At 46.4% G+C, this 1,345-nt stretch carries 2 protein-coding genes; both read right to left on the bottom strand.

Translation table 11 applies throughout. The features are described from left to right. The coding region (locus tag Q0191_RS04040) for a CoA-binding protein (protein ID WP_297664063.1) at window positions 1-360 on the bottom strand (360 nt) is incomplete at its 3' end. Window positions 361-581: 221 nt separating this feature from the next. Next, window positions 582-1,345, bottom strand: a 764-nt coding sequence (locus Q0191_RS04045; protein ID WP_297664065.1) for a DNA polymerase, incomplete at its 5' end; no start/stop codon positions are given.

Below are 1,345 nucleotides of genomic sequence, written 5' to 3' on the forward strand. Positions count from 1 at the left end.
CAAAATCTGCTCAGCTTCTTCATTTTCCAAGCCCAACTGAGCCCAGAAAATCTTGACATCTGCTTCCAGAAAATCACGCGCCACATCTGGCAAAAACTCGCTACGACGGTAAACATCGACAATATCCACTGGGAAAGGGATATCTTTGAGACTGGCATAAACAGTTTCACCAAAAATCTGACTGCCCGCTGCTCGCGGATTAACCGGGATAATGCGATAGCCCCGCTCCTGCATCTCCTTGGATACACGGTTACTGGTTGTTTCTTCGCGGTCAGACAGGCCAACAACGGCAATCACCTTGCTGTTTTCCAGATAGCGCTTGACAACGCCGTCACTGGGATTTTGAAAATGGTAAGTCATAAACTTCCTCCTGTTTTATAAATAATTTTTAACTTTTTTAACAATGATATATTAGCTGAACATGAGCTAAAACTTCGAAAAGAGATAAATTCTCCAAAATCTTGCAAGCCTAACTGAACACGAGCTAAAACCTTGGAAAATAGATAATTCGTTCTAAGAGCATGGCTCCTTCGTCCGAATTCCTAATTTTCAGTCGGTTTTGACGCTCTTTGTATCTTGTTTTATTTCGCCTCGTACCAAGTTTGGCCGGCATTTTCATCAGCTACCAGTGGGACGGCCAGCTCAATCGCGGCTTCCATGGTTTCTTTGACTAACTGGCGGACGGCTGTTAGCTCGTCATTTGGCACTTCCAGTACGATTTCATCGTGAACCTGCAAGAGCATGCGAGACTTGAAATTCTTCTCTGTCAGTGCTCGGTCCAGATTAATCATAGCGACTTTGAGAATGTCTGCGGCGGAGCCTTGGATCGGGCTGTTAATGGCTGTGCGCTCCGCAAAATTTCGGATGTTAAAGTTGCGGGAATTGATGTCCGGTAAAGAACGACGACGATGGTAAATGGTCTCTACATAGCCCTTATCACGCGCTTCGCGAACGATGGTTTCCATATAATTCTTGATACCAGGGAAACGCTCAAAATAGGTCTCAATGTATTCCTTGGCAGCCTTGCGGGAAATTCCCAAATTATTGGCCAGTCCGAAGTCGGAAATTCCATATACCACTCCAAAGTTGACGGCCTTGGCATTGCGACGATCATTAGGCGTAACATCCTCTGCCTTTTCAATACCAAAGACCCGCATGGCGGTAGCCGTATGAATATCTTCTCCATGCTGAAAGGCAGCAATCAAATGCTCGTCCTGCGAAATATGAGCCAGCACCCGTAGCTCAATCTGTGAATAATCCGAGCTGAGAAGCACACTGTCTGCCCATTCCGGCACAAAGGCCTTGCGAATGAGGCGCCCCTGCTCCAAACGAACGGGGATATTCT

The sequence above is a fragment of the uncultured Streptococcus sp. genome (assembly GCF_938036805.1).
In the GTDB taxonomy this organism is placed as follows: Bacteria; Bacillota; Bacilli; order Lactobacillales; family Streptococcaceae; genus Streptococcus.